General features: G+C 71.3%; 19 protein-coding genes and 1 pseudogene. 14 read left to right on the forward strand and 6 right to left on the reverse strand.

All coding sequences use genetic code 11. The annotated features are described in order from the left end of the window. The first annotated feature begins 3 nt into the window (after positions 1 to 3). Positions 4 to 606, forward strand: a complete 603-nt coding sequence (locus ACFFCA_RS08530; RefSeq protein ID WP_375483743.1) for a DedA family protein — start codon at positions 4 to 6, stop codon at positions 604 to 606. On the opposite strand, the gene ACFFCA_RS08535 is transcribed toward ACFFCA_RS08530, so the two are convergent. Then, positions 533 to 1,177, reverse strand: a complete 645-nt coding sequence (locus tag ACFFCA_RS08535) for a hypothetical protein (RefSeq protein WP_375483745.1) — start codon at positions 1,175 to 1,177, stop codon at positions 533 to 535. The two genes, ACFFCA_RS08530 and ACFFCA_RS08535, sit on opposite strands and share 74 nt — an antisense overlap. A 115-nt stretch (positions 1,178 to 1,292) precedes the next feature. On the opposite strand from ACFFCA_RS08535, the gene ACFFCA_RS08540 reads away from it, so the two are divergent. The 3 genes from ACFFCA_RS08540 to ACFFCA_RS08550 all read left to right on the forward strand — a co-directional run bounded on the left by ACFFCA_RS08540 (position 1,293) and on the right by ACFFCA_RS08550 (position 4,702). Next, complete coding sequence (locus ACFFCA_RS08540) at positions 1,293 to 2,141, forward strand: nitrilase-related carbon-nitrogen hydrolase (protein ID WP_375483747.1); 849 nt, start codon at positions 1,293 to 1,295, stop codon at positions 2,139 to 2,141. A gap of 70 nt (positions 2,142 to 2,211) precedes the next feature. Further along, positions 2,212 to 3,642, forward strand: coding sequence for a dihydropyrimidinase (gene hydA / locus ACFFCA_RS08545; RefSeq protein WP_375483749.1), 1,431 nt, complete (start codon positions 2,212 to 2,214; stop codon positions 3,640 to 3,642). A 28-nt stretch (positions 3,643 to 3,670) separates the two neighbouring features. After that, positions 3,671 to 4,702: a TIGR03842 family LLM class F420-dependent oxidoreductase gene (locus tag ACFFCA_RS08550; RefSeq protein WP_375483890.1), complete on the forward strand. Its 1,032-nt coding sequence runs from the start codon at positions 3,671 to 3,673 to the stop codon at positions 4,700 to 4,702. A gap of 9 nt (positions 4,703 to 4,711) precedes the next feature. On the opposite strand, the gene ACFFCA_RS08555 is transcribed toward ACFFCA_RS08550, so the two are convergent. Continuing rightward, positions 4,712 to 5,410, reverse strand: a complete 699-nt coding sequence (locus tag ACFFCA_RS08555; protein ID WP_375483752.1) for an SDR family NAD(P)-dependent oxidoreductase — start codon at positions 5,408 to 5,410, stop codon at positions 4,712 to 4,714. A 72-nt stretch (positions 5,411 to 5,482) separates the two neighbouring features. On the opposite strand from ACFFCA_RS08555, the gene ACFFCA_RS08560 reads away from it, so the two are divergent. The 3 genes and pseudogenes from ACFFCA_RS08560 to ACFFCA_RS08570 all read left to right on the forward strand — a co-directional run. Further along, complete coding sequence (locus tag ACFFCA_RS08560) at positions 5,483 to 6,124, forward strand: nitroreductase family protein (protein ID WP_375483754.1); 642 nt, start codon at positions 5,483 to 5,485, stop codon at positions 6,122 to 6,124. 24 nt (positions 6,125 to 6,148) lie between these two features. Continuing rightward, positions 6,149 to 7,345, forward strand: coding sequence for a PucR family transcriptional regulator (locus tag ACFFCA_RS08565; protein ID WP_375483756.1), 1,197 nt, complete (start codon positions 6,149 to 6,151; stop codon positions 7,343 to 7,345). A gap of 22 nt (positions 7,346 to 7,367) precedes the next feature. Beyond that, positions 7,368 to 7,547: pseudogene (locus ACFFCA_RS08570) on the forward strand (acetamidase); the annotation flags it as partial. A gap of 79 nt (positions 7,548 to 7,626) precedes the next feature. On the opposite strand, the gene ACFFCA_RS08575 reads toward ACFFCA_RS08570, so the two are convergent. Both ACFFCA_RS08575 and ACFFCA_RS08580 read right to left on the reverse strand, forming a co-directional pair. Continuing rightward, complete coding sequence (locus ACFFCA_RS08575) at positions 7,627 to 8,166, reverse strand: hypothetical protein (RefSeq protein WP_375483758.1); 540 nt, start codon at positions 8,164 to 8,166, stop codon at positions 7,627 to 7,629. 10 nt (positions 8,167 to 8,176) lie between these two features. After that, a complete protein-coding gene (locus tag ACFFCA_RS08580; protein WP_375483760.1) occupies positions 8,177 to 10,051 on the reverse strand; it encodes an alpha/beta hydrolase in 1,875 nt (624 codons plus the stop codon). A gap of 131 nt (positions 10,052 to 10,182) precedes the next feature. Here ACFFCA_RS08580 and ACFFCA_RS08585 point away from each other — a divergent pair, with 131 nt between their 5' ends. From ACFFCA_RS08585 to ACFFCA_RS08610, 6 genes are all read left to right on the forward strand, one after another. Beyond that, complete coding sequence (locus ACFFCA_RS08585; RefSeq protein WP_375483762.1) at positions 10,183 to 11,190, forward strand: acetamidase/formamidase family protein; 1,008 nt, start codon at positions 10,183 to 10,185, stop codon at positions 11,188 to 11,190. Positions 11,191 to 11,342: 152 nt separating this feature from the next. After that, the gene (locus ACFFCA_RS08590; RefSeq protein WP_375483764.1) at positions 11,343 to 12,362 is read left to right on the forward strand and encodes a TerC family protein; all 1,020 of its coding nucleotides are present in this window, start codon (positions 11,343 to 11,345) and stop codon (positions 12,360 to 12,362) included. 48 nt (positions 12,363 to 12,410) lie between these two features. Continuing rightward, positions 12,411 to 12,866: a tellurite resistance TerB family protein gene (locus ACFFCA_RS08595; RefSeq protein WP_375483766.1), complete on the forward strand. Its 456-nt coding sequence runs from the start codon at positions 12,411 to 12,413 to the stop codon at positions 12,864 to 12,866. 59 nt (positions 12,867 to 12,925) lie between these two features. Beyond that, positions 12,926 to 13,501 (forward strand): TerD family protein, encoded by a 576-nt coding sequence (locus tag ACFFCA_RS08600; RefSeq protein ID WP_375483768.1) that lies wholly within the window; start codon positions 12,926 to 12,928, stop codon positions 13,499 to 13,501. Between the two features lie 270 nt (positions 13,502 to 13,771). After that, the gene (locus tag ACFFCA_RS08605) at positions 13,772 to 14,848 is read left to right on the forward strand and encodes a HoxN/HupN/NixA family nickel/cobalt transporter (protein ID WP_375483892.1); all 1,077 of its coding nucleotides are present in this window, start codon (positions 13,772 to 13,774) and stop codon (positions 14,846 to 14,848) included. Positions 14,849 to 14,908: 60 nt separating this feature from the next. Further along, positions 14,909 to 15,724, forward strand: coding sequence for a GNAT family N-acetyltransferase (locus ACFFCA_RS08610; protein ID WP_375483770.1), 816 nt, complete (start codon positions 14,909 to 14,911; stop codon positions 15,722 to 15,724). Here the strand turns inward: ACFFCA_RS08610 and ACFFCA_RS08615 are convergent. Both ACFFCA_RS08615 and ACFFCA_RS08620 read right to left on the reverse strand, forming a co-directional pair. Then, positions 15,700 to 17,262 carry an ATP-binding protein gene (locus ACFFCA_RS08615; RefSeq protein WP_375483772.1) on the reverse strand — a complete coding sequence of 521 codons (1,563 nt, stop codon included), beginning with the start codon at positions 17,260 to 17,262 and terminating at the stop codon, positions 15,700 to 15,702. The genes ACFFCA_RS08610 and ACFFCA_RS08615 overlap by 25 nt on opposite strands. Continuing rightward, positions 17,246 to 17,932: a response regulator transcription factor gene (locus tag ACFFCA_RS08620; RefSeq protein ID WP_375483774.1), complete on the reverse strand. Its 687-nt coding sequence runs from the start codon at positions 17,930 to 17,932 to the stop codon at positions 17,246 to 17,248. Before ACFFCA_RS08620 ends, ACFFCA_RS08615 begins: the two co-directional genes overlap by 17 nt. Before the next feature lie 100 nt (positions 17,933 to 18,032). Between ACFFCA_RS08620 and ACFFCA_RS08625 the strand changes: the two genes are divergently transcribed. Then, on the forward strand, positions 18,033 to 19,148 hold the full coding sequence (locus ACFFCA_RS08625) for a trypsin-like peptidase domain-containing protein (protein ID WP_375483776.1): 1,116 nt from the start codon (positions 18,033 to 18,035) through the stop codon (positions 19,146 to 19,148). Positions 19,149 to 19,186 lie beyond the last annotated feature (38 nt).

Below are 19,186 nucleotides of genomic sequence, written 5' to 3' on the forward strand. Positions count from 1 at the left end.
CCCGTGAGTGGTTCCTTCGGGGTCGGCTACCTGGCCGGCATGTTCGGGGTCGTCGCCTTCGGCGCCGTCGTCCCGGTCGTGCCCACCGGCGCCGCCGTCAGCGTCGGGGCGGTACTGGGCGTGTCCGATCACGTCGTGCTGCTGCCCGTCGTCATCGGCGTCGGGGCCGCAGGTGCCTACCTCGGCGATCTCGTCGTCTACGCCGTCCTGCGCTTCTTCGGCGAGCGGCTGTCGGCGCGCATCGCCTGGCTGCACGCCGATGCCCGCGCGGCCGCGCTCGCCCGCTTCCAGGACGAGATCGCCCGGCACGAGCTCCGGACCCTGCTGCTGTCCCGGCTCGTCCCCGGCGGCCGCATCCCGGTGCTGCTCGCCGCCGCGCTCGGTGGCTACCCGTTCCGGCGTTACGTCAGCGCCGACCTCGCTGCCTCGGCGCTGTGGGCGGTGGTCTACGCGGCGATCGGGGTGGCCGGCCGGTCGGTGTTCCCCGAACCGTGGCAGGGGGTCGTCGCGGCGATCGTGCTGATCGTGGTCATCAGCGTGGTGGGTTCGTTGCTCCGTCGTCGTCGCTCGGAGGTAGCGGCGGATCCGCGTCGATCCACGTCGTGACCCGCACGAGCGACGGCGACGGGGGAGTCGAGGCGAACCCGAAACGCACGGGCGGCGTGACGCGGCGGAGGCCACCGAGGTCGACGCCGTCGAGCGTGGCCTGCACCTGGACGACGCGGTGCTCGTCGAGCGCGCAGTACCACTCGCGACGACCGCCACCCGCGGTACCGGCGGTCCGGACGCCGCGCCGGACCAGTCGCGCGACCGGGTCGATGGCCCGCACCCACCAGCGGGCGCGGGCCAGGCGGCGGGGGACCAGGGCGAGCAGCCGGCCGGCGGGCGTGCGCCGGCCCACGACGAAGCGCAGGACCAGCGAGTCGGCGACGACGGTGCGGGTGTCCCCGTCCAGGTCGAGGCGCACGTTCTCGGACCGCACGTCGTCGAAGCGGTAGGTGCCGGCGATGAACGCGCCCACGTCGGGGTGCGGGGCGAGCAGCGTCCGGCCGCCGTTCGGGCGTTCGATCATGACGTCGGCGATCGGCCCGAACGGGCTCTCGGTCCACATCCCGACGACGAGCCGGACACCCGACGACGTGCCGATCCCGGCGATCGACCCGTCGAAACGCAGCACGGGGCCATGCTGCCCGGCCGGCCGGGGCGCATCCCATGATCTCGGTGAGAGCCCTGTCGCGGCGTCCGAAGCGGGCTAGAGTCGGAGCCCCCGCCGCGTCGTCGAAGGAGTCCGTATGGCCGTCGTCCGAGCCGCCGTCACCCAGGTCGCCTGGACGGGCGACAAAGAATCGATGATCGTGCGGCACGAGGAGCTGGCGCGTGAGGCCGCGGCAGACGGCGTGCAGGTCATCGGCTTCCAGGAGCTGTTCTACGGCCCGTACTTCGGTGCGGTGCAGGACCAGAAGTACTACGACTACGTCGAGTCGATCCCGGGCCCGACGACGGAGCGGTTCCAGGCGCTGGCCCGCGAGCTGCACCTGGTGATCATCCTGCCGATCTACGAGGTCGCCAACGCCGGCGAGTACTACAACACCGCTGCGGTGATCGACGCCGACGGCACCCTGCTCGGCTCGTACCGCAAGCACCACATCCCCAACCTGCCGGCGTTCTGGGAGAAGTTCTACTTCCGCCCCGGCAACCTCGGTTACCCGGTGTTCGAGACGGCGGTCGGTCGCGTCGGCGTCTACATCTGTTACGACCGGCACTTCCCGGAGGGCTGGCGCGAGCTCGGCCTGAACAACGCCCAGCTCGTCTTCAACCCCTCGGCCACCAAGCCCGGCCTGTCGAACCGGCTGTGGGAGCTGGAGCAGCCGGCGGCCGCGGCCGCCAACCAGTACTTCATCGCGGCCAACAACCGCATCGGCCAGGAGGTCGGCGAGTTCGGCGCCGACGCCCCCCACTTCTACGGCTCGTCCTACTTCGTCGACCCGCGCGGCAACTACGTCGGCGAGGTCGCCTCGCAGGACAAGGAGGAGATCGTCACGCGGGACCTCGACCTCGACGTCATCACCGCGGTGCGCAACGACTGGCAGTTCTACCGCGACCGTCGCCCCGACTCCTACGAGAAGACGACCCGCCCGTGAGCACCGCCCTCCGCTGCGCTCCGGGCGCCGAAGGCTATTTCAAATTGTCCTGCTCCGACTGCGTCGTCGCATGACGACCCTGATTACCGGCGGGACGGTCGTTTCATCGACCGGATCCTCCCGGCAGGACGTGTTGGTCGACGGGGAGCGGATCGTCGCGCTGCTGGAGCCGGGCACGCAGACCCTCGGTCCGATCACCGCCGACACCACCATCGATGCGACCGGCAAGTACGTCATCCCGGGTGGCATCGACGCACACACGCACATGGAGATGCCGTTCGGCGGCACCAACGCGAGCGACACCTTCGAGACCGGGTCACGAGCGGCCGCGTGGGGCGGCACCACGACCATCGTCGACTTCGTCGTGCAGGCGCACGGCCAGCGGGTGCAGGACCAGGTCGCGCTGTGGCACGAGAAGGCGGCCGGCAACTGCGCGGTCGACTACGCCTTCCACCAGATCATCGGCGAGGTCGACGACGAGTCGCTCAAGGCCATGGACGAGCTCATCGGCGAGGGCATCACCAGCTTCAAGCTGTTCATGGCCTACCCCGGCGTGTTCCTGTCCAGCGACGGCCAGATCGTGCGCGCCATGCAGACCGCGGCCGGCAACGGCGGCCTGATCATGATGCACGCCGAGAACGGCAGCGCCATCGACGTGCTCGTACAGCAGGCGATCGAGCGTGGCGACACGACGCCGTACTTCCACGGCGTCACTCGCCCGTGGCAGACCGAGCAGGAGGCGACGCACCGCGCCGTCATGCTCGCCGAGCTGACCGGTGCACCGCTCTACGTCGTGCACGTGTCTGCCAAGCAGGCCCTGGCCCGCATCGCCGAGGCCCGCGACGCCGGCCAGAACGCGTTCGCCGAGACCTGCCCGCAGTACCTGTACCTGTCGCTCGAGGACAACCTGGGGGCCCGCAGCGAGCAGTGGGGTGACTTCGAGGGCGCCAAGTGGGTGTGCTCGACCCCGCTGCGTTCGCGCGCGGAGGGTCACCAGGACGAGCTCTGGAAGTACCTGCGCACGGGCGACGTCACCACGGTCTCGACCGACCACTGCCCGTTCTGCATGAAGGACCAGAAGGAGCTGGGCGTCGGCAACTTCGCCAAGATCCCCAACGGCATCGGCTCGGTGGAGCACCGCCTCGACCTGCTGTTCCAGGGCGTCAAGGACGGCCGGATCTCGCTGGAGAAGTGGGTGGACGTGTGCTGCACGACGCCCGCACGGATGTTCGGGCTCTACGGCCGCAAGGGCGTCATCGCCCCCGGGGCCGACGCCGACCTCGTCGTCTACGACCCGAACGGGCACACGTCGATCGGCGTCGGCGAAGGACGCACGCACCACATGAACATGGACTACTCGGCCTGGGAGGGTTACGAGATCGACGGGCACGTCGACGTCGTGCTCTCGCGCGGCACCGTCGTCAAGGATACTTCGGGGTATGTCGGGTCGAAGGCGCACGGCCGCTTCGTCAAGCGCGAGCTCTCGCAGAACCTGATCTGAGGGTCTGGATCCAATGAGCTCGGGCAGCATGCAGTTCGGCGTCGTCCTGCAGAACGACCCGCCGGCGTGGCGGGTCGTCGACCTCGCGGTGCGCGCCGAGGCCTACGGCTTCACGCACGCGTGGACCTTCGACTCGCACCTGCTGTGGCAGGAGCCGTACGTCGTCTACTCCCAGATCCTCTCGGCGACGCACCGGATGACGGTCGGGCCGATGGTGACGAACCCGGCGACGCGGGACTGGACGGTCACCGCGTCGCTGTTCGCCACCCTGAACGACATGTTCGGCAACCGCACGGTCTGCGGCATCGGCCGTGGCGACTCGGCCGTCCGTGTGATCAACGGCGCGCCGGTGACCCTGAAGAACCTGCGCGAGTCCATCGCCGTCATCCGTGGCCTCGCGAACGGTGAGTCCGTCGACTACCGCGGCAGCACCCTGCGCCTGGCGTGGTCGCAGGGTTCGCAACTGCCCGTGTGGGTGGCGGCCTACGGGCCCAAGGCGCTCGCGCTGACCGGCGAGGTCGCCGACGGGTTCATCCTGCAGCTGGCCGACCCGGCGATCGTTGAATGGTCGATCGCCGCCGTGCGCCGGGCCGCCGCCGACGCCGGCCGTGACCCCGACTCGATCACGATCTGCGTCGCCGCTCCGGCCTACGTCACCGACGGCACCGACGCCGGGCTCGCCCACGGCCGCGACCAGTGCCGGTGGTTCGGCGGCATGGTCGGCAACCACGTCGCCGACATCGTCGCGCGCTACGGCACCGAGGGTGCGGCGGTGCCGAAGGCGCTGAGCGACTACATCGCCGGGCGCGAGGGTTACGACTACAACTCGCACGGCAAGGCCGGCAACACCCACACCGACTTCGTCCCCGACGAGGTCATCGACCGCTTCTGCCTCATCGGCCCACCCGCCACCCAGGTGGACCGGCTGCAGGAGTTGCGCGCGCTGGGCGTCGACCAGTTCGCGGTCTACCTGCAGCACGACGCCAAGGACGCGACGCTCGCGGCCTACGGCGAGAAGGTCGTGCCCGCGGTCAACGTCCGCGGCGACGCCAAGCTCTGACGCCGTCGCTCAGAACGGCGCGACGCCGTGCCGGTCGCGGTAGGCGCCGGTCGGGCCGTCCGGCCCGGTGGTCGCCATCTCGACAATGGCGTCCGTGCCCTCGGTGACGGTCTGCGTGCCGGTGTTGCCGTTGAAGTCCGTGGCGGTGTAGCCGGGGTCGACCACGTTGACCCGGATCCCGTGGAAGCCACGGGCCCAGATGGTGCTCAACATGGTCAGCGCCGCCTTCGACGCGGAGTAGATCGGCGTCAGGACGGTGTGCTCGACGCGGTCCGGGTCCTGCGTGGCCGCGAAGGAGCCCAACCCGCTCGTGACGTTCACGATCTGCGGCGCGTCGGAGGCGTGCAGGAGGGGCAGGAACGCCTGGGTCACCCGCACCACGCCGACGACGTTGACGTCGAGCACCTCCGCCGCGTCCTGCGCGGTGTAGGTCTCCACGTCGTCGCGGTAGGTACCGGCGACGCCGGCGTTGTTGATGAGCACGTCGACGTGTCCCTCGTGGGCGGCGACGTCGGCCGCGGCCGATGCGACCGATGCGTCGTCGGTGACGTCGATCTGCACGAAGCGGCCGCCGAGCTCGTCGGCCGCCTTCGTGCCCCGTTCGGGGTCGCGGGCGCCGATCAGGACGGTGTGGCCGTGCTCGATGAGGCGGCGGGCGGTCTCGTGGCCGAGGCTCTTGTTGGCCCCGGTGATGAAGGTGACGGTCATGGGTCCATGGTGCGTCGGTCCGTGGGCCGCGGGGAGGGAGCGCTGCTCCCCCTCGGGCGGCATGATCGGGCCATGACCCTTCCCCTGTCACCCGACGAGCTGCTCACGACCACCCGCACCGTCCGCAAGCGCCTCGACCTCACCCGGCCCGTCCCCATGGAGCTGATCCGCGAGTCGATCGAGGTCGCGCTGCAGGCACCGTCCGGGTCGAACCGGCAGGGCTGGCACTGGCTGGTCGTCACCGACGCCGGGCAGCGGGCCGCCATCGGGCGGCTGTATGCCGAGGTGGGCGAGGCCTACTTCGCCTCCGCCTCCTCGGCGGCGGGCCAGTACCAGGACGACCCGGCGCGGGCCCGGGTGCAGCAGCGGGTCGGTGACAGCGCGGCCTGGCTGGCCGAGCACATCGCCGAGGTGCCGGCGTTCGTCATCCCGTGCATCGAGGCGTCGAAGCTGCCGTCAGGCACCCAGGCGGGGCTGTGGGGCTCGCTGCTGCCGGCCGCGTGGAGCTTCTGCCTCGCGGCGCGGGCCAGGGGGTTGGGCACCGCGTGGACGTCGTTCACGCTCGCCCGCGAGGCCGAGATGGCGCAGATCCTGGGGCTGCCGGACGGGGTGCGGCACGGGGTGCTGCTGCCGACCGCCTACTACACCGGTGACACGTTCAAGCCGGCCGCGCGTCAGCCGCTCGACGACGTGCTGCACGTCGACCGCTGGTAAGTGCCCGGACGGCATGATGACCCCGTGACGTCGCCCTCCGTGGATCCGGTCGACGTCATCCCCCGCGAGGTGCTGGACGAGGTGGCCGCCGGCGCCGCCACGGATTCCGGTGGGGTCCCCGTCGAGCTGCTGGGTGATTTCCTGCCCGTGCTCGTTGCGGCCGTGGTCGCGGGGGAGGCGCTGGGGCCGGGCGAGGTCCGCCGCTACCGCGGTCTCGGCGACCGGGCGGCACGGCAGGGCGTGGCGCTGCGGGCGCTGCTCGACCTCTACCTCTCGGCGGCGTGGCGGCTGTGGCCGCACCTGCCGCCGGTGCGCGACGCCGCCGCCCGCCCGCAGGGCGTCGTGCGAGCCGGCGAGGTCATGCTGCACGCCGTCGACGACGTGGTCGCCGTCCTCGCCGAGGGTTACCAGCTGGCCCGGCGGGCGCTGGTGCGGACGCAGGAGTCGGCGCGCCGGGAGTTCATCGACGACCTGCTGGCCGGCACGGCGGACGTCGTCGGCCTGCTGCACCGGGCCGAGGGTTTCGGCCTCGACCTGGCTGGCCCGCACGCCGTGGTCACCGTCGACGCCGAGCGGGCCTTCGACGACGGGCTGCCGCTGATCGGGACGTTGGAACGGGCGATCTCCGGCGTGAAGGGCGACGCGCAGGCGCTGCTCGCCAGCAAGGAAGGGCGCCTCGTCGTGGTGTTCGCCGCGCCCGACCGCCGCGCCGTCACGCACGTCGTCGACCGGCTCGGTGAGGTGCTCGACCGCCAGCGCGGGTCCCGCGCGGCGGTGGGGACGTGGCGGATCGGCGTCGGCCGCCCCGGACCCGGATCCGACGGGGTGGTGACGTCCTACCGCGAAGCGCTGGACGCGCTGGACCTCGGCGCCCGGCTGGCCCTGTCCGCCCGCGTCGTCGACGCCCGCGACCTGCTCGCCTATCGCGTTCTGCTGCGCGACCGCGACGTGCTGGCCGATCTCGTCGAGAGCACGTTCGGGCCGCTGCGGACGGTGCGCGGCGGCCCGCAACCACTGATCGACACCCTCGTCGCGTACCACGCGGCCGGTGGCAACAACGCCGCGACGGCCCGCGCGCTGCACCTGTCCGTACGCGCGGTCACCTACCGGCTCGACCGGATCCGTGACCTGACCGGGCTCGACCCGAACCTGCCCGGTGACCGTTTCCCCCTGCAACTGGCGACGCTCGCGGCGCAACTGCTCGACTGGCCGTCCGGGTGACGCGCGCCTCTATGCTCCACGCATGAGCAAGGTCTTGACCTGCACCCCCGGCGACGGCGACTACGCCTGGACCTTCGGCGGCGCCGCCCCGGTGGCGCGCATCCGGCCGGGCACGGTCCTGGCCGTCTTCACCGAGGACTGTCTCGCCGGACGGGTCCGGTCGGTCGACGACCTCGTGAGCCAGGTCTGTGAGTTCCCGTTCCCGGCGATCGATCCGCGTTGCACGTGGCGACCCTGGGCGCCCAGTTGCTCGCCTGGCCCTGATCCGACCACGTGCCTGCTCAGAAGTCGCCGCCGTTCGCAGTGATGGACAGCTCCGCCCCTTGCCAGGAGTATTCGATGCTGCCGTTCCCGTGGTCGGGCGGAACCACGTTGACGTCGCCCGTGGCCGCCGAGGCGTAGTCCGACCAGTCGCTCGACTCGACCGGTTCCACGGCGCCCGTACGAAGGTTGGCGAGGCGGTACCCGTGCGCGGCGAGCAGGCTGCGCACGTCCGCGCCCGGAGTCGCCGACTGCAGCCGGTAGCGCCGGTCGACGTGGGCGGTGCGGTCACCCTTCGCGCTGATCCTGGTCTCGTCGACCAGAACCGATCCGGGCGGCAGCGGAGCACGGTCCACGATGCGTTCGAGTTCGGCGAGCGACGGGCCGCTGCTGGCGGAGGACGAGAGATTCATGGCGACGACCACTCCGATGACGATGACAACAACCGTGAGGACGGCGGCGGCCGTCCATCCCGCCACGGTTCGGCGTGGCGGGCGGGCGGAGCCGAGGTGCGGTGGCGGCGAGCCGGTGGGGGGTGGCCCCAGCGCCGGGCTGCTCATCGCGTGTCGCTCATAGCGCGTCCCAGACCTTCTTCAGCCCGGTGCCCGCCGCGTGGACCCCGTCCTCGCCGAGGTGGAGGACGTCCTTACCCTCGTTCACGGCGCCGTGGTAATAAGCCGACCCGGCCTCGAGCGGGTGGCCGGTCACCAGGTCCTTGACGGTGTCGTAGTCCGTGGCGAACGGATTGACGGCACTCGCGACCCAGTCGCCGGGCAGTTCCCGCAGCCCGCGGTAGTCGGGCGCGTGAACGGTGTGCACAGCCGGGTAGTCGCCGTCGGCGATGTGGGCCATGTTCCGCAGCGACGAGCTGCCCGCCTTGTAATACTCGGAGTGACCGTGCGAGCCGGAGACGTCGAAGTGCAGCGCGCCGAAGTCGCCGTCTTCGGGGTTGTTGCCGGTGAGCGGGTCGGGCGTGAAGCGCTTCTCGGTCAACAGGATCGGGTCGTCGCCGGCCTCGCCGTCCCAGACGTGGTGCGGGTCGATACCCAGATCCTTCGCATGATCGACCCCGACACCCGGCGAGCCGACGAACACGACGTCGTCGACCTTCGCGCCCTGGGTCATCGCCTTGCCCGCGATGTAGCTGCCGTAGCTGTGGCCGATCATGGTGAGGTGCCCGCCGCTGCCGATGGCTGCGTCATGGGAGGCGCGCAGGCCGGCGATGTCACCCACGAGGTGCGGCGCCGAGTCGTTGGCGTAGGAATCCAGGGCGGCATGCGGGAGGTCCTGCGGTTCAGGGCCGTTCAACCAGGCGACGACCGCGCGATTGCCGGACATCGTGCGGTACAGATTGCTGGCGTTGCCCGCGACCGAGGAGAGGTTGCTCGCGTTGTTCCCCGTACCGGGAACGACGACGGCGGTGTTGTCGGCGGTGTCCGGGTTCCCGTAACTGATTGCCACCCCCGTCTGCCCCTGCTTGCCGTCCGGGTCGAACGCGAGGACGTAGATGGGGGCGGGCACCCCGGCGGGTTTGGCGTGGAGGGTCCGCAGGATGCCGTCGTCGTTGGCGATCAGCCGACGAACTCCGGCGCGGACAACACCCGTGGGGTCGTTGTGGTTGTCGAGTGCGGCGAGTCGCTGGTCCAGCGACGACCTGTCGTCGTGGATGCGATGCCGGTTCGCGGTGTCGAGGACAGGCGCGGGCAAGCCTTTAAGCTGACCGAGGGTCTGGTAGCGGTGGTCGATCAGGTACTCCCGCTGCGCCGGTGTCAGCCGCGACCACCAATCCGCGACCTTCGTCGGGCTGCTCCCGACGGGCAGGGGAGCGGTCTCGACCTCACCCGCCTCCCGCAGCGAGTCCGGGGTCACGTAGCCCAGGTCGGCCATCGACTTCGACGCCCTGGCCAGGGTGTGTTCGTAGCTGGTCACCACGCGGTTCGCCGACGCTCCGGCGCTGGCGACGGCAGCCACGGCCTGCGCGACATAGCCGTTGCGCGCGGCCTCCTGGTCGTCCGAGGGCAGGTGATGTCCGACGCCCTGCATGAACGTGGTCCATGCGCCCTCGATGCGGTCGAGCGTGGCATCCAGCGCGTGCACCTCGGTGGTGACGGTGCCCGTCGAGGTCTGCAGGTCGTCGGCGACGGCGGTCAGCACCTTCGCGATCTTGGGCAGTGCGTCGGCGGCGTCGTGCAGCGACGCCGCAGTGCGACGGGCGTCCGCGCTGTAATCAAGCGGCGACGTCCCGTTCACGGTGTAACCGGCGCGAACGTACCGCTTGGCCTGCGCGTCCGCCGACAAGGCGGCTCGGGTATGACCGCTCGCCCGGTAGAACGCGGACGCGAGTTCCTCGATCTGCGCCGGGTCCCCGGCTTCGAGCTGCGCGAGCATCGCCCATGGATCGACCTGGGCCGCCGCCACCAGCGAGGCACGGGTCAAGAGCGTCACTGCCTGCTCCCTTCCGCCGGTCGTGCCCAGTGTGTCGGGTGATCGAGGCCCACTCAACTCGGACGTGACATTGTCCGCAGCCAACGCCCCGAGGCGATGGCGCCGATCCGGCTGGCTATGGTCCTCGAGGTATGAGCGAGGTCCTGACCTACACCCCCGGCGACGGCGACTACGCCTGGACCTTCGGCGGCGCCGCCCCGGTGGCGCGCATCCGGCCGGGCACGGTCCTGGCCGTCTACACCGAGGACTGCTTCGCCGGACGGGTCCGGTCGGTCAACGACCTCGTGAGCGAGGTCTGTGAGTTCCCGTTCCTGAATCCACAGACCGGCCCGTTCTACGTCGAGGGCGCCGAGCCCGGCGACACCCTGGCCGTGCACTTCGTCGACATCGAGCCGGCCCGCGACTGGGCCGCCTCGACCACGGTGCCGCTGTTCGGGGCGCTGACCTCGACGCACCAGACCGCCACGCTGCAGCCGCCGCTGCCCGAGGTCGTGTGGATCTGGGACCTCGACCGCGTCGCCCGCACCTGCACCTTCCGGGCCCGCGACAGCGACGTCGCGGTCGAGCTGCCGCTCGACCCGATGCACGGCACCGTCGGCGTCGCGCCGGCCAACCTGGAAGTGCGTTCGGCGCTCGTGCCCGACGCGCACGGCGGCAACATGGACACCCCGGAGATGCGCGTCGGCGCCACCTGCTACCTCGGCGTCAACGTCGAGGGCGCGCTGGTCAGCCTGGGTGACGGCCACGCCCGTCAGGGTGAGGGTGAGACGTGCGGGGTGGCCGTCGAGGCGGCCATGAACTCCGTCGTCATCGTCGAGCTGATCAAGGGCCGGCCGACCCCGTGGCCCCGCATAGAGACCGACACGCACCTGATGTCGCTGGGGTCGGCGCGGCCGCTCGAGGACGCGTTCCGGGTCGCCCAGCTCGACCTGGTGCAGTGGGTGTCGGCCGAGTGCGGGCTGTCCGAGCTCGACGCCTACCAGCTGCTCTCGCAGGCCGTCGAGTCGCCGCTGGCCAACGTCGTCGACACCAATTACACCGCGGTCGCCAAGGTCCGGAAGGCGCACCTGCCGCCGCGGGCCGACGCCTACGGGGTGCACGCTGCGCTCCGTGCCCAGGCAGCTGCCCATCGCGGATAGCTCCTGCACAGCTTCAGCCCCGTATTGCCGAAGTCCGGCAACGGGATCGGCCTGTAACGGCCTCAGAGCGACGGGACCTGCGTACTTCCGGCAGGGAGACTGGTAGCAACAGCGACGAACATGCGTCGCACCGTCTCCTCCGAGGAGTTCCGATGAACGTCCCACTCTGGGCCTGGGCCGCGTTCGGCGCGGTCGTCGTGATCATGCTGGCGATCGACCTGCTGGCCCACCGCGGCGCGCACGTGATCAAGTTCAAGGAAGCCGCCTGGTGGAGCGCCCTCTGGGTCGGCATGTCTCTCGTCTTCGCTCTCGTCGTCGGGCTGACCCTCGGCAGTGACGCCGGCGTCGAGTTCACCACGGCCTGGCTGCTCGAGAAGAGCCTGTCGGTCGACAACCTGTTCGTCTTCGCGCTGATCTTCGGCTACTTCAAGGTGCCCCGCGAGTACCAGCACCGGGTGCTGTTCTTCGGCGTCATCGGCGCCCTGGTCTTCCGCGGCATCTTCCTGGCCGCCGGCGTCGCGGTCGTCAACCAGTTCACGGCGGTGCTGTTCGTCTTCGCCGCGATCCTGCTCTACAGCGCCTACAAGCTCATGAAGGACGATGCCTCCAGCGACGAGTCCTACGACCCCGGCAAGAGCGTCGCCATCCGGCTCCTGCGCAAGGTCGTCCCGGTGCGCGACGAGTACGACGGCACCAAGTTCTTCGTCAAGGAGGTCGGCAAGCGCGTCGCCACCCCGCTGCTCGCGGTGGTCGTGGCCATCGAGGCCGCCGACCTGGTCTTCGCCGTCGACAGCGTGCCGGCCGTGCTCGCAGTCAGCGACGACGCGTTCATCGTCTACTCCTCGAACGCCTTCGCGATCCTGGGCCTGCGTGCGCTGTACTTCCTGCTCTCCGGCCTGCTCGAGAAGTTCCACTACCTGTCCAAGGGCCTGGCGATCATCCTCGCCTTCATCGGCGTGAAGCTCGTGCTGCAGGCCTCGCACAAGGTCATCGACACCGCCATCCCGGAGATCCCGTCGCTGGTCAGCCTCGGCGTGATCGTGGTTCTCCTCGGTGGCTCGATCGTCCTGAGCCTGCTGCGACCGCGGGCCGACGAGCCCGACGGTGACGAGCCGGCCCGCGATGAGCCCGCTGTGCAACACGTGACGGCGGAGACCCCGTCACAGGCCTGAGCGTTCCACCTACATCACCCACGACATCCACTGCAGAGGACCACGACCATGGCACTGTTCGACCAGCTCAAGAACCGGGCCCAGGACCTGGGGGAGCAGCTCAAGACCAAGAAGGACCAGTACCGCAGCCGCGAGTTCGCCGACGCCAGCATGGCCGTCTGCGCCCTGGTGGCCGCGGCCGACGGCGCGATCGACCCGGCGGAACGGCAGCGCACCGCGAGCCTGATCGTCAGCAACGACACCCTCGCCGTCTTCCCGCCCGACGAGCTCCGCGCGAAGTTCGACGGTTACTGCGACAAGCTGAACCGCGACTTCGACTTCGGGAAGGTCGACGCGGTGGCGGCCATCGGCAAGCTGCGCGACAAGCCCGACCAGGCCCGCGCGGTGATCTCCATCGGGCTGGTCATCGGACACGCCGACGGCTCGTTCGACGCCGCCGAGCGCAAGGTCGTAAGCGACGCCTGCCACGCGGTGGGTATCGCGCCGTCGGAGTTCGACCTGTAGACCAGACACCAGAACCCTGAACGTCAGCAACCCACGAACGTCAGCCGAAAGGAATCACCATGTCAGTCAGCCTCGCCAAGGGTGGCAACGTCTCCCTCTCCAAGGAGGCTCCGGGCATGACCAACGTGCTCGTCGGCCTCGGGTGGGACGCCCGCACGACCACGGGCACCGACTTCGACCTCGACGCCTCGGCGATCATGCTCAAGCAGGACGGCAAGGTCGTCTCGGACAAGCACTTCATCTTCTTCAACAACCTGACCAGCCCGGACGGGTCGGTCGAGCACACCGGTGACAACCTCACCGGCGAGGGCGAGGGCGACGACGAGGCGATCAGGGTCGACCTCACCAAGGTGCCCGCCGAGGTCGACAAGATCGTTTTCCCGGTGAGCATCTACGAGGGCCAGGCGCGCCAGCAGGGCTTCGGCCAGGTGCGCAATGCGTTCATCCGCATCGTCGACCAGGGCAGCAACAACGAGGTCGCCCGCTACGACCTCACCGAGGACGCCTCCACCGAGACCGCGATGGTCTTCGGCGAGCTGTACCGGAACAACAACGAGTGGAAGTTCCGGGCCGTCGGGCAGGGCTACTCGTCCGGGCTCGTGGGCATCGCCCAGGACTTCGGCGTCAACGTCTGACGTCGCCGCACCGCGGGTGAACGCCCCCTCCAGCCGGGTCCGACCGGCCGGAGGGGGCGTTTCACGTGTGGGGCCCCGGCCGAACGGACGGGACGGAGCTGTCCCTCCGGCCACATCGCCCCCGGCCTTGTCGCCAATTTCTTGCAACAAGTTGTCGTGGCGGTTAGCGTCGGGGCGGTGACCAGCACCGCGGCGCGACCCGAGTCCACCTCGCGACTGGCCACCTTCCGGGACGGGCTGAGCCACACCGATCGGCGCTCGCTGTGGGGCATGGCCGGGTTCATCGTCTTCCTGCACGTCCTCGGCTTCGGCATCCTGTTCGCGCTCGTGATCCCGAACCACTACCACCTCGGCGGCGAGCACCCGGTGTTCAACGTCGGGGTCGCCGTGCTGGCCTACACCTTCGGCATGCGGCACGCCTTCGACGCCGACCACATCGCCGCCGTCGACAACACGACCCGCAAGCTGCTGTCCGACAACGCCGAGCGCGAGGCGCAGGGGTACCGCGACAACCGCCGGCCGCTGTCGGTGGGCTTCTGGTTCTCCCTCGGCCACTCGACGATCGTGTTCCTGCTGGCCTTCCTGCTCTCGGCCGGCGTCAAGGCCCTGGCCGGCGAGGTCAAGGACGGCGGCTCCGAGCTGCACTCGGTCACCGGGGTCGTCGGGGCGTCGGTGTCCGGGGTGTTCCTGTGGGTGCTGGGCATCCTCAACCTGGTCGCGCTGTCCGGCATCATCGGCGTCTTCCGCCGGATGCGGCACGGGGAGTTCGACGAGGCCGAGCTCGAGGAGCACCTGAACAAGCGCGGCTTCATGAACCGCTTCCTCAACGGGCTCACCAGGTCGGTGCGCAAGCCGTGGCACATCTACCCCGTCGGGGTGCTGTTCGGGCTCGGCTTCGACACGGCCACCGAGGTGGGCCTGCTCGTCATCGCCGGAGGCGCGGCCGCCCTGAACCTGCCGTTCTACGTCATCCTCGTGCTGCCGGTGCTGTTCGCCGCGGGCATGTGCCTGCTCGACACCATCGACGGCGTGTTCATGAACGCCGCCTACGGCTGGGCGTTCCTCAAGCCGGTGCGCAAGGTCTTCTACAACATCACCATCACCGCGGTGTCGGTCGCCGTCGCGCTGATCATCGGCACCATCGAGTTGATCAGCGTGCTCGCCGACCAGGCGCACATCACGTCGGGGCCGATCGCGGCCGTCGGCGCGATCCCGCTGGACTACGCCGGCTACGGCATCGTCGGGTTGTTCTTCGCGGCCTGGGCGACGGCCCTGCTCGTCTGGCGCTACGGCCACATCGAGCAGCGCTGGTCCGCCGACCTCGCCCCGGCCGCCCCGCTCGAGTAGACCGCACGGGCGTCGGAACGCTTCCCGCAAAGCCGTTGACGGCTCTGCTGAGCTGACCCGGTGATCGCACCCAGCACCGGACTGTCCGACCAGGCGCTCGCCGAGATCGCCGACCTCGAACGGCGGGTCGTGGCCGCGGACGGTGGTCGCCTCAAGCTGGAGTGGGGCACGCTGCGCGCGCGCCACGAGGACGCCGTCAACGACGTCCTGGTCCACGAGGACGGCCGCCTCGTCGGGTTCGCCGGCGTCTACCGCCACGGTGGCGACCCGGAGATCACCGGGATGGTCGACCCGGCCCACCGGCGCCGGGGGCTCGGGCGGGAGACGCTGGCCGCGGTGCTGGGTCTGGTGCACGAGCCGACGGCCCTGCTGGTGGTGCCACGGTCGTCGGCGGGCGGGCGCGCCCTGGCCCGCGCCCGCGGCGCGACGTTCGACCACGCCGAGCACGCGATGGTGCAGCGCACCGCGGTCGCCGTGCCGCCCGCCGACGTGGTCGTCCGACCGGCCGTCGACGCCGACCGGGTGGCGGTCGACGAGCTGCTACGGGCCGGGTTCGGCGACGTCGGCGGCACGGGGGACCGTCTCGACCGCACGACGATCGCCGAGCGCGACGGCCGGGTGGTGGCGTCCCTGGTGGTCGAACGCGACGCCGCACGCGCCGGGGTCTACGGCTTCGTCGTCACGCCCGAGCTGCGCGGCCGGGGCATCGGCCGTGCCGTGCTGGGCGAGGTCTGCCGCGAGCTGCGCACCGACGGGGTCGACGAGGTGCGTCTCGAGGTCGAGGTCCGCAACGAACGAGCCCTCGGCCTCTACACCTCCCTCGGGTTCGAGCCGGTGATCACCGAGGACTACTACCGGGTGAGGGTCGCGGGCTGAGAGTCGTCGCGTCCTCCGCGGCCGTCCGGGCCCGGGGCGCCCGAGACGCGGACCGCGGGCAGGGTCAGCCGGAAGCGGCCGCCGGCGCCGTCCGGCCCGACGCAGGCGAGCTCCCCACCGTGCGCTCGGGCCAGGGCTCGTGCGATCGGCAGCCCGAGCCCGAACCCACCCCGTTCACGCGAGCGGGAGGCATCGAGGCGCACGAGCCGTTCGAAGATCCGCTCGCGGTCCTCGGCCGGCACCCCAGGGCCGGAGTCGACCACGTCGACGTGCCAGTCGTCGCCCACCCGCTCGACCTCGACCCGCACCGATCCCTGCGGGCCCGCGGCGGTGCGCGCGTTGTCCAGCAGGTTCGCCAGGATCTGGCCGAGGCGGACGGGGTCGCCGTCGACGACGGCCGGGCCGTCGGTGTGCAGTTCGGTGTGCAGCTGCGGCGCCAGCAGCGTCGACCGGGCCAGCTCCTGCGTCGCGATCTCGACGACGTCGACGGGTTCGGTGGCCAGCGACATCCCGGTGTCCAGCCGGGTGACCATGAGCAGGTCGTCGACGAGCCGGCCGGCGCGTCGGGTCTCGCGCACGAGCGTCACGTACGCCTGCTCCCGCTCCGCGGCGGCCGGCTCGTCGCGCAGCAGCGTCTCGGTGGTGGCCGCGAGACCGGTCAGCGGGGTGCGCAGCTCGTGCGACACGTCGTTGAGGAAGCCGCGCAGCCGGGCTTCAGCCGCCGCCGCCTCCGCGAGCGCCGACTCGAGCGCGTCGAGCATGTCGTCGAAGGCGGTGGCCGTCCGGCCCAGCTCGGTGTCTGGTCGGCCGGTGCCCAGGCGCCGCCCTCGGTCGCCGGCACCGATGCGCCGCGCCAGGCCCGTCATGTGGTCGAGCGGGCGCAGGGCCGTGCCGACGAGCCGGACGAGCAGCAGGACCGCGAGCACGAGCGCGACGAGGCCGCCGACGATCTCGAGCACGAGCAACCGGTTCAGGGTCGCGCCCACCTGGGAGCTGTCGACCGACAGGGTCAGGGTCTGCCCGGTCGACGGCAGCACCGTGCGGACGAACAGCGTCGAGTCCGCGGACTCGACGGACGTCTTGGCGACCGTCGCCTTGGCGCCGGGCTGCGGCTTCGCCGGGGCCCCGGGCGGGCGGCCCTGGCTCCGGCCGGACGACGCGTCGCCGGGGGCGGGCGGCCCGGAGTCGGCGGTGACGCACTGCGGGCGGCCGCCGCCGCTCGTGGTGCTGGTCGAACGAGCCGCGCACAGCAGCGCCGAGACCCCGTCGCCGCGCAGGCGGTTGACGAGGTCCTGCGAGGACAGGGCGCCGTCGAGCTGGGTGGCGAGCGCCACCCGGTCGGTGAGCCGGGTGCGCAGGTCGCTCTGCAGCCGTTCGCGCAGCAGCAGGTCGACGGTGGTGAACAGCGCCGTCAGCAGGACGAGCAGCAGGACGAGCACCCCGATGACCACCCGGCCGCGCAGCGAGGCCGGACGGAACAGCGACGCCGGGCGGGGCCGGTGCCGCCGACCGGGTGCCGCGTCAGTTTCTGACGACATACCCGAGCCCACGCACGGTGTGGATGAGGCGCGGCCCGTAGGCCTCGGTCTTGCGGCGCAGGGCGCTCACGTGCACCTCGACCAGGTTCGGGTCGTAGTCGTCGTAGCCCCACACCTGGGTCAGTATCTGCGTCTTGGACAGCGTGCGCCCGCGATTCGTGGCCAGGTAGAGCAGGAGCCGCCACTCGGTGGCCGTCAGGTCCAGCACGCCGTCGCCGCGGCTGGCCACGCTGGCGGCCTCGTCGAGGACCAGGTCGCCGACCGACATGGTGGCGGCGACCCGCCCGAGCCGGCGCAGCGCGGCGCCCGAACGCGCCAGCAGCTCCGAGACCGCGAAGGGTTTCGCGACGTAGTCGTCGGCGCCGGCGGCGAAACCACGGAGCCGGTCGTCGAGGTCGTCGCGCGCGGTCAGGAACAGCACCGCGGCGTCGGTGCGCGAGCGCAGCGCGTCCGCGAGCTCGAAGCCGTCCCGGCCCGGCAGCATCACGTCGAGGACCACGAGGTCCGGGCGGAACGCGTCGACCTGCTGCTCGAAGGTGCCGCCGTCCGCGAGCGCCAGCACCTCGTGACCGGACTGCTCGTACGCGGTGCGCAGCGCGTCGCGGATGGGCGTCTCGTCCTCGACGACGAGGACCCGCGCCCGTGGCGCGCTGCTTCGCTGGGCTGTCACGCCACCAATCCTCCCGTCGTCGTCTGAAGCGATCCTGAAGCTTGCCCACCGGCCCGTGCACTTCAGGCCCACTTCAGACTGGGCGGCCAGAGTCGGTCCCGTGATCGACCTCGTCCTCCTCGCCGTCCTGGTACTCGCCGGCCTCACCGGCTGGCGCACCGGTGGCACCGCTCGCGCCGTCCGGCTCGTCGGGCTGATCCTGGGTCTGCTCGTCGGCCTCACGTCGGCCGGACTGCTGAGCGCGCACCTGTCGCCAGTAGCCCACCTGCTGCTGGGTGTCGTCTGTGCGCTCGGTGGGGCGCTGCTGGGTTCGGGCGTGGGACGCAGGCTGGGGGGCGCGGTCGGCCGCGCGCTGCCGGCACCGCTCGACCGGGCGCTGGGCGCGGCGGCCCGCGTCGTCGTGGCCACCGCCCTGTTCGTCGGCGCCCTCGGGGTGGCCGTGGCGGCGGGCGTCCTGCCCGGATCCTCGGCGCCGACCGGCACACGGGCCTTCACCGAACTCACCGGAGCATTCGGCCGGGCCGCACCCGATGACGTCCAGGCGCTGGTGCCGGCCGTCGGCACCGCCCTGCCGTCGGACGGCACGATCCAGTCGGTGTCCCGCGGCGTGGGGTCACGGGTGCTGCTCGTCAGCACCGGCGGGGTCGTGGGGTCCGGCTTCGTCGCCGGTTCCGCACGCGGCGCTGCGCTCGTGGTGACCAACGCCCATGTCGTGCATCGCGCCACGCACGTCACCGTCTCGTCCGGCGGCACGGAGCTCGAGGCGACGCCGGTGGTCTTCGACGCCCGCGCCGACCTCGCCGTGCTGCGGGTGTCCGGGTTGGACGCGACACCGCTGACGCTGGCCGGATCGGACGCCGCCAACGGCACGGCCGCGGTCGGCGTCGGCTACCCGGCCGGCGGTTCGCGCACCGCGATCGGCGCCGTCGTAGAGCAGCGGCTGCCCGTGACCAGCCCGGACTTCGCCCACGGCCTCGCCCTGCACCGGGCCTACCGGCTGCGCGCCGACATCAAGCACGGCGACAGCGGCAGCCCGTTGCTCGACACGTCCGGTCGCGTCGTCGGCGTGGTCAACGCCCTGCTCGGCCACGACGGGTCGCAGGGCTACGCGATCACGCTCGACGAGCTGCGGCCCGTGCTGGCCGCGGCCGCCCACAGCACCGGCACCGCCGACACCGGCGCAGCCGATGCGACCTCCTGCGCCGTCACGCCCTGATCGCGACCTGTCGCGTCTCCCAGTCCGCACCACCGCAG

The sequence above is a fragment of the uncultured Jatrophihabitans sp. genome, assembly GCF_964252635.1.
GTDB lineage: Bacteria > Actinomycetota > Actinomycetes > Mycobacteriales > Jatrophihabitantaceae > Jatrophihabitans.